Raw genomic sequence first — 7,923 nt, forward strand, 5'->3', positions numbered from 1 at the left:
GGTGCTAGGCACTGCCGGGCGCTTCGTGTGCGTGCTGCGAGGCTCAGGCCGCGGCGGGGAGCTCGTCGAGGCCCTCGGAGACGAGCTTGGCGAGGCGGTCGAGCGCGTCGTCGGCGTTCTCGGCGTCGGAGGCGAGGATGACCTCGTCGCCGCCCTGGGCGCCCAGGCCGAGGAGGCCGAGCATGGAGGCGGCGTTGACCGGGTTGCCGCCCGGCTTGGCGATGGTGATCGGCACGCCGGTGGCCGTGACGGCCCGGACGAAGACGGAGGCGGGACGGGCGTGCAGGCCCTCGGCCCAACCGATGGTGACGCGGCGCTCAGCCATGAGACGTGCCTTTCCGGTGAAGCTGGTCACGGCCGTGCTCGGTGAGCGGGGGGAAACGGCCATGTTGTCTAGACCAGTGTTGCACGCAGGCGGCCCCTGGGAACCGCAGCGTTCAGGACTTGTGATTGTTTCTTTTCGGGGCATAAACCCCGGTCGACGGCCCTGTCCACCCTGCCGTGAGCACGCGCCCGGCGCCATTCGGCTCGCCGCCGGATAACCTGACGAATGTGGAAGACCCCGCGGTGGCGAACCCCGCGCAACCCGACTATCCGCAGCACTGGGAAGCGGACATCCTGCTGCGTGACGGAGGTACGGCCCGGATCCGGCCGATCACCCCCGACGACGCCGGACGGCTCGTGGAGTTCTACGGGCAGGTGTCGGACCAGTCCAAGTACTTCCGGTTCTTCGCCCCCTATCCGCGGCTCTCCGACAAGGACGTCCGCCGCTTCACCCACCACGACTTCGTGAACCGGGTGGGCCTCGCGGTGGTGGTCCGCGACCGCTTCATCGCCACCGTCCGGTACGACCGGATCGACGCCGAGGGCCGCCCCTCCGAGACCGGCACCGACGCCGAGGTGGCCTTCCTGGTGCAGGACGCCCACCAGGGCCGCGGCGTGGCCTCCGCCCTGCTGGAGCACATCGCGGCGGTCGCGCAGGAGCGCGGCATCCGCCGCTTCCAGGCCGAAGTGCTGCCGGAGAACCGGAAGATGGTGAAGGTCTTCACCGACGCCGGCTACACCCAGCACCGCAGCTTCGCCGACGGCGTGGTGCACCTGGAGTTCGACCTGGAGCAGACCGACCGCTCGCTCGCCGTGATGCGCGCCCGCGAGCACCGCGCCGAGGCACGGTCGGTGCAGCGCCTGCTCACCCCGCGCTCGGTGGCGGTGATCGGGGTCTCCCGCACCCCGCAGACCGTCGGCCGGGCCATCCTGCGCGACCTGCTGGGGGACGAGGCCCCGGCCGACCGCCCGGTGTACGCGGTGAACCGCAACGCCGCGCCCGGCACCGAGCTGGACGGCGTCCCGGTCCACCGTTCGATTCTGGACATTCCCGGGCCGGTGGACCTCGCGGTGATCGCCGTCCCCGAGGGCGCCGTCCCGGCCGCCGTCGCCGAGTGCGGCGCCCACGGGGTGCAGGGCCTGGTGGTGGTCACCGCCGGCTACGCGGAGACCGGTCCGGAGGGCCGGGACCGGCAGCGCGCGCTGGTCCGCCAGGCCCGCGCGGCCGGCATGCGGGTGATCGGCCCGAACGCCTTCGGCCTGATCAACACCGACCCCGAGCGCCCGCTGAACGCCTCGCTCGCCCCGCGCCTGCCCGGCCGCGGCGGCTTCGGGATCTTCTGCCAGTCCGGCGCGATCGGCGTGGCCCTGCTGGAGGCCTCCCACAAGCGCGGCCTCGGCGTCTCCTCCTTCGCGTCGGTCGGCAACCGTTCCGACGTCTCCGGCAACGACTTCCTCCAGTACTGGGCCGAGGACGAGGCCACCCAGGTGGTGCTGCTGTACCTGGAGTCCTTCGGCAACCCGCGCAAGTTCACCCGGATCGCCCGTCGGCTGGCCGCCGTCAAGCCGGTCGTGGTGGTCAAGGGCGCCCGGCACACCGGCAGCCTGCCGCCCGGCCACGCCGTCCCCGCCACCGCCACCGGCCTGCGCGACGCCACCGTGGACGCGCTGTTCGAGCAGGCGGGCGTCATCCGGGTGTCGACCATCACCGAGCTGTACGACACCGGCGAGCTGCTGGCCCAGCAGCCGTTGCCGCCGGGGAACCGGGTCGCGGTGGTCGGCAACTCCGACTCGCTCGGCCTGCTCACCTACGACGCCCTGCTGAGCGCCGGCCTGCGCCCGTGCACGCCCGTCGACCTCACCACCGCCGCGACCGGCGAGAACTTCCGGATCGCCCTGGACGTCGCACTCGCCGACCCGGCCGTGGACGCGGTGATCGCCGTCGCCATCCCGCCGATCGGCACCTCCGCCCACGCCTTCATGGGCGGCCGGCTGACCGGCGAGGACGACCCCGCGATGGGCTCGGACGACCCGGAGATCGCCGCCGCGCTGCTCGAAGCCGGTGGCCGCGCCCGGGAGCTGGGCAAGCCGCTGCTGCTCACCCACCTGGCGCTGACCGACCTGCCGGTCCGGCTGCGCCCCGGCGGCATCCCCGCGTACGCGGCGCCCGAGCGGGCCGTGCACGCCCTCGCCCACGCCGTGCACTACGCGCAGTGGCGCCGCCGCACGGCCGCGGCGGAGGAGACGGCGCGCGTCCCCGAGCTGGACCGGATCGACGAGCCCGGCGCCCGCCGGCTGGTGGAGGCGGCGCTGAGCACCCGGGCCGCCGTCGCCGCACGCACCCAGCCCGGTGGTGCCCGGATCACCCTGTCCGAGGCCGAGGCGCAGGAGCTGCTGGCCCGCTACGGGATCGACGTCTCGCCGGTGCGGCCGGCCCCGGACGAGGAGGCCGCCGTCGCGGCCGCCGCGGCGCTCGGCTACCCGGTGGCCCTCAAGGCGACCGCCCCGCACCTGCGCCACCGCCCCGACCTGGGCAGCGTCCGGCTGGACCTGACCGACGAGGCGGGCCTGCGCCGCGCCCACCGCGAGCTGGACGCGCTGCTCGGCGGCGCCGCGCAGGCCGAGCTGGTGGTCCAGCGGATGGCGCCGCGTGGCGTGGACACCGTGATCGCCGCCACGGTGGACCCGGCGGTCGGCGCGATCCTCTCCTTCGGCCTGGCCGGCGCCCCGGCCGAACTGCTGGGCGACACCGCGCACCGACTGGTTCCGGCCACCGACCAGGACGTCGCCGGGCTGATCCGGGAGGTGCGGGCGGCGCCGCTGCTGTTCGGCTGGCGCGGCGCCGAGTCGGTGGACACCGACGCGCTGGAGGAACTGCTGCTGCGGGTGTCGCAGCTGGTGGACGACGTGCCGGAGATCGCCTCGGTGGATCTCGAACCGGTGGTCGTGGCCCCGCACGGACTGGCGATCCTGGGGGCGCGGGTGCGGGTGGCGCCGCTGCCGGTCCGCAGCGATCTGGGCCCGCGCGCGATGAGCACGCTGTAACCTTCCTTGGTTGCGCCCTGCCCGGGCGCTGTTGTCCGAAGCTCGGCGCCGTGCCGCCCGCTTCGTCGGCGGACCATGCCAGGATGGAGATATGGCGAAGACCGGTACCACCACCACTCAGGACCTGCGCTCGGCTATCGAGCGCAGCGGCTACTACCCGGCCCTGGTGTCCGAGGCGGTCGAGTCCGCGGTGGGCCCGGAGCCGATCAGCTCCTACCTGGTGCACCAGGAGACGACCTTCGACGCCAACGAGGTGCGCCGGCACGTCACGGTGCTGGTCCTCACCCCGACCCGGTTCGTGGTGAGCCACACGGACGAGCAGTCCGGGGCCGAGGGCAGCCCGGCGGTGCCGTTCGCGACGACCTCGACGGAGAGCGTCCGGCTGGACCGGATCGGTTCGGTGGTGGTGAGCCGGATGGTGGCGAACCCGGAGACGTACACCCCGGGCACCCTGCCGCGCGAGGTGGTGCTGACGATCGGCTGGGGCGCGGTGCAGCGCCTGGACCTGGAGCCGGCCGGCTGTTCGGACCCGAACTGCGAGGCCGACCACGGCTACACCGGCTCGGCCACGGCCGACGACCTCTCCCTGCGGGTGAGCGAGGCCGGTGACGGCCCGGAGACGGTGTCCCAGGCGCTGGTGTTCGCCCGGGCGCTGTCCGACGCGACGATCAGCACCGGCCCGCGGGTCTGAGTTCCGCCGCTTCCGACCGACCGCACCGCTACGAATCCGGTTCCATGTCCTTCGTTCCTGCCGACGGCTACGACGCCTTCGAGATCCTTGACCCGGCCACGGCCCCCGCGCCCCCGTACGGCAGTGGTTCGCTGTGCGACCTGCTGCCCTCGGTGGCGGCGGGGCTGGGCGTCCCCGGGTTCACCGCGACGCTCCCGATCGCCCCGGCGGACCGGGTGGTGGTGTTCCTGGTGGACGGCCTGGGCTGGGAGCTGCTGCTGCGCCACCCCGAGTACGCGCCGTTCCTGTCCTCGCTGGCCGGGAGCTCGATGGGGGGCAGCGGCCGTCCGCTGACCGCGGGCTTCCCGTCCACCACGGCGACCTCGCTGGCCTCGGTCGGCACCGGTACGCCGCCGGGCCTGCACGGCCTGGCCGGGTACACGGTGGCGGTGCCGGGCGCCGGCTACCTGATGAACCAGCTGCGCTGGCAGCCGCCGACCGAGCCGCACGCCTGGCAGCCGTACCCGACGGTCTTCGAGCGCACCCACCAGGCCGGGGTGGCGACCGCGCAGGTCTCCTCCCCGCTGTTCGCCCAGACCCCGCTGACCAGGGTGGCGCTGTCCGGCGGCACCTTCCTCGGCCGCACCACGGGCGAGGAGCGGATGGACCTGGCGGCCTCCTGGCTGGCCGAGCACGACCGGGCGCTGGTGTACACGTACGTCAGCGAGCTGGACGGCGCGGGCCACCGCTTCGGCGTGGACTCGGACGAGTGGCGGATGACGCTGGACGCGGTGGACCGGCTGGCCCGCCGGCTGGCCGCGCAGCTGCCGCCGCGTTCGGCGATGTACGTGACGGCCGACCACGGCATGATCGACATCGCCCCGGAGGACCGGATCGACTTCGACGAGGACTGGGAGCTGGGCGCCGGCGTCGCCCTGCTCGGCGGCGAGGGCCGGGCCCGGCACGTGTACGCGGTGCCGGGGGCCGCGGCCGACGTGCACGCGGTCTGGAGCGAGGTGCTGGGCGACCGGATGTGGGTGGCCACCCGGGACCAGGCGATCGCGGCGGGCTGGTTCGGCCCGGCCGTGGACGAGCGGGTGTACGCGCGGATCGGCGACGTGGTCGCCGCGGCGCGCGACGACATCGCGATCACCGCCTCCCGCAACGAGCCCGGCGAGTCCGCGATGATCGGTCTGCACGGTTCGATGACCCCGGTCGAGCAGTTCGTGCCGCTGCTCGAAGTCCGCGGCTGAGCCGCTCGATCGACTCTTCTGCGCCCGAATTCCCTTGATGTGAAAGGCCCTTGCTCCACCCATGGCTGAACTGGTGTTCTTCTCGGGCACGATGGACTGCGGCAAGTCGACGCTGGCGCTGCAGATGGACCACAACCACACCGCGCGCGGCCGGCAGGGCGTGATCCTCACCCGCAACGACCGGGCGGGCGCGGCGACGATCTCCAGCCGGCTGGGCCTGCGCGCCGACGCGGTCGAGGTGACGGACGACTTCGACTTCCACGCGCACGTGGTGCACCGGCTGTCGGCCGGCGGCCGGGTGGACTACCTGATCTGCGACGAGGCCCAGTTCTTCGCCGCCGAGCAGGTCGACCAGCTGGCCCGGGTGGTGGACGAACTGGACATCGACGTCTACACCTTCGGGATCACCACCGACTTCCGCACCCGGCTGTTCCCGGGCTCGCAGCGGCTGATCGAGCTGGCCGACCGGGTGGAGGTGCTCCAGGTCGAGGCGCTCTGCTGGTGCGGCGCGCGGGCCACCCACAACGCCCGGACGGTCGGCGGGGTGATGGTGGTCGAGGGCGCCCAGGTGGTGATCGGCGACATCTCGGTGGACCGGGACGAGGTCGGCTACGAGGTGCTGTGCCGCCGCCACCACCGCCGCCGGCTGACCGCCGCGACGGCGCACGCCTCGGTGCTCTCCCCGGACGTGCTGCCCTTCGAGGAGCAGCAGGCCTGAGAGCCGGGGCCCTAGGGAAGCACCTCCAGGACGGAGAAGTGCCCGCCCTGCGGGTCGGCCAGCCGGGCGGCGCGGCCGCGGGCGGTGTTGTGCGGTTCGACCAGGACCCGGCCGCCGAGTCCGAGGGTGTGCCGGGCGGTCAGCTCGGCGTCGCGGACCACGAAGTGGGTGCGCCAGCGCGGCGGGTGGCCGCGCAGCTCGGCGCGGTGCCGGATGCCGGCGACCGGCCGGCCGTCCACCAGCAGCGCGGTCTCCTCCGGGCCGGAGCGGACCGGGCGGTCGAGGACGGTGGAGTAGAAGCCGGCGGCGCCCTCCGCGTCGGGGGTGAGCAGTTCGGCCCAGGCCGGGGCGCCCGGTTCGCGGCCGGCCTCCCGGCCGAGGTGCTCCTCGCCCTGCCAGAGGCCGAAGACCGCGCCGGAGACGTCGGCGGCGATGGCCATCCGCCCGGCGCGCTCGGCTTGGAGCGGCCCGACGGCGACGGTTCCGCCGCACTCGCGGACCAGTTGGGCGGTGCGGTCGGCGTCGTCCACGGCGAAGTAGGTGGTCCACTGCACCGGGAAGCCGGTGGCGGTGGAGACGCCGAGGCCGGCCACCGGTGCCCCGTCGAGCTCGGCCCGGACGTAGTCGCCGAGCTGGCCGGGCCCGGGCGTGTACGTCCAGCCGAGCAGGGCGCCGTAGAAGGCGCGGGCGCCGGGCAGGTCGTCGGTCAGCAGGCTGACCCAGCAGGGCGTGCCCTGGGCCAGTCGGAGTTCCACCGCGGGCAATGCGGGCCTCCTCGTGGGTGGTTGGCGCACGGAAATCCTCGCGCGCGAGGGTGATGCTTCCACCCTGGCGGGCGCCCAACCCTCGGGCCGCGCGGAAAGTCCGGCAAAGACCCCACAAAGAGCGACGGGTCGGGCGTGTCCCGCGGATTCCGCCGGATTCGCGTCGGATTCCGCAGGGGCCGGGGGCGGCGGGAATCCCGAAGACCCGCCGCCCGGGCGGCGCTGCGCGACAATGGCCGCCATGACCACCACCTACAACGACGGTTCCCCGCTGATCTCCGCGGCCGGGCTGCGGGAGGCGCTGGCCTCCGCGCTGCCGCCGGTGCTGCTGGACGTGCGCTACCAGCTGGTCGGTGCCGCGCCGGGCGGCCCGACCGCGGCCGAGGAGTACCGGGCCGGCCACCTGCCCGGCGCCCACTTCGTGGAGCTGGACCGGGACCTGGCGGCCCCGCCCGGCGCCCCCGGCCGGGGCGGGCGCCACCCGCTGCCGGACCCGGAGGAGTTCGGCGCGGCGATGCGCCGCTTCGGGGTGAGCGCGGGGCGCCCGGTCGTGGTGTACGACGGCGCGGCCTCGATGGCGGCGGCCCGGGCCTGGTGGCTGCTGCGCTGGGCCGGGCACCGGGACGTCCGGGTGCTGGACGGCGGCTTCGCGGCCTGGCAGGCGGCTGGGCTGCCGGTGACGGCCGAGCTGCCGGAGCCCGGCGAGGGCGACTTCAAGCCGGTGCCGGGGCAGCTGCCGACGGTGGACGGGGACGGCGCCGCGGCCTGGGCCCGCCGCGGCCTGCTGCTGGACGCCCGGTCCGGGGAGCGCTACCGGGGCGAGACCGAGCCGGTGGACCCGCGGGCCGGGCACATCCCGGGCGCGGTCTCGGCGCCGACGGCCGACAACGTGGGCCCGGACGGCCGGTTCCGGCCGGCCGCCGAGCTGGCCGCCCGGTTCCGTGGGCTGGGCGCGGGGGAGCGGGAGACGGCGGTGTACTGCGGTTCGGGCGTGACGGCGGCGCACCAGGTCCTGGCGCTGGAGGTGGCGGGCCTGCCGGCCGCGCTGTACCCGGGCTCGTGGAGCGAGTGGTCGAGCGACGGGGCGCGCCCGGTGGCGGTCACCGACCAGCCGGGCTGATTCCCCGGGCATGCCGAAGGGGCGGGAGG

The 7,923-nt window shown here is 74.8% G+C and carries 7 protein-coding genes; 5 read left to right on the plus strand and 2 right to left on the minus strand.

The genetic code is table 11. The annotated features are described in order from the left end of the window. Nucleotides 1-43 precede the first annotated feature (43 nt). Nucleotides 44-325, minus strand: a complete 282-nt coding sequence (locus tag ACFU7Z_RS31655; RefSeq protein WP_049653316.1) for an HPr family phosphocarrier protein — start codon at nucleotides 323-325, stop codon at nucleotides 44-46. Between the two features lie 227 nt (nucleotides 326-552). On the opposite strand from ACFU7Z_RS31655, the gene ACFU7Z_RS31660 reads away from it, so the two are divergent. From ACFU7Z_RS31660 to ACFU7Z_RS31675, 4 genes are all read left to right on the plus strand, one after another. Next, complete coding sequence (locus tag ACFU7Z_RS31660) at nucleotides 553-3,369, plus strand: GNAT family N-acetyltransferase (RefSeq protein ID WP_234348448.1); 2,817 nt, start codon at nucleotides 553-555, stop codon at nucleotides 3,367-3,369. Nucleotides 3,370-3,460: 91 nt separating this feature from the next. Then, nucleotides 3,461-4,060 carry a DUF5998 family protein gene (locus tag ACFU7Z_RS31665; protein WP_049653318.1) on the plus strand — a complete coding sequence of 200 codons (600 nt, stop codon included), beginning with the start codon at nucleotides 3,461-3,463 and terminating at the stop codon, nucleotides 4,058-4,060. A gap of 44 nt (nucleotides 4,061-4,104) precedes the next feature. Then, nucleotides 4,105-5,292, plus strand: coding sequence for an alkaline phosphatase family protein (locus ACFU7Z_RS31670; RefSeq protein WP_049653320.1), 1,188 nt, complete (start codon nucleotides 4,105-4,107; stop codon nucleotides 5,290-5,292). Nucleotides 5,293-5,353: 61 nt separating this feature from the next. After that, complete coding sequence (locus tag ACFU7Z_RS31675; RefSeq protein WP_074005657.1) at nucleotides 5,354-6,010, plus strand: thymidine kinase; 657 nt, start codon at nucleotides 5,354-5,356, stop codon at nucleotides 6,008-6,010. Between the two features lie 11 nt (nucleotides 6,011-6,021). Here ACFU7Z_RS31675 and ACFU7Z_RS31680 read toward each other — a convergent pair whose 3' ends face one another. Beyond that, on the minus strand, nucleotides 6,022-6,765 hold the full coding sequence (locus tag ACFU7Z_RS31680) for a VOC family protein (RefSeq protein ID WP_380781262.1): 744 nt from the start codon (nucleotides 6,763-6,765) through the stop codon (nucleotides 6,022-6,024). A 250-nt stretch (nucleotides 6,766-7,015) separates the two neighbouring features. On the opposite strand from ACFU7Z_RS31680, the gene ACFU7Z_RS31685 reads away from it, so the two are divergent. Then, nucleotides 7,016-7,894: a sulfurtransferase gene (locus ACFU7Z_RS31685; RefSeq protein WP_380781260.1), complete on the plus strand. Its 879-nt coding sequence runs from the start codon at nucleotides 7,016-7,018 to the stop codon at nucleotides 7,892-7,894. The last annotated feature ends 29 nt before the right edge of the window (nucleotides 7,895-7,923 follow it).

The sequence above is a fragment of the Kitasatospora sp. NPDC057518 genome, assembly GCF_042802075.1.
Taxonomy (GTDB): Bacteria; Actinomycetota; Actinomycetes; order Streptomycetales; family Streptomycetaceae; genus Kitasatospora.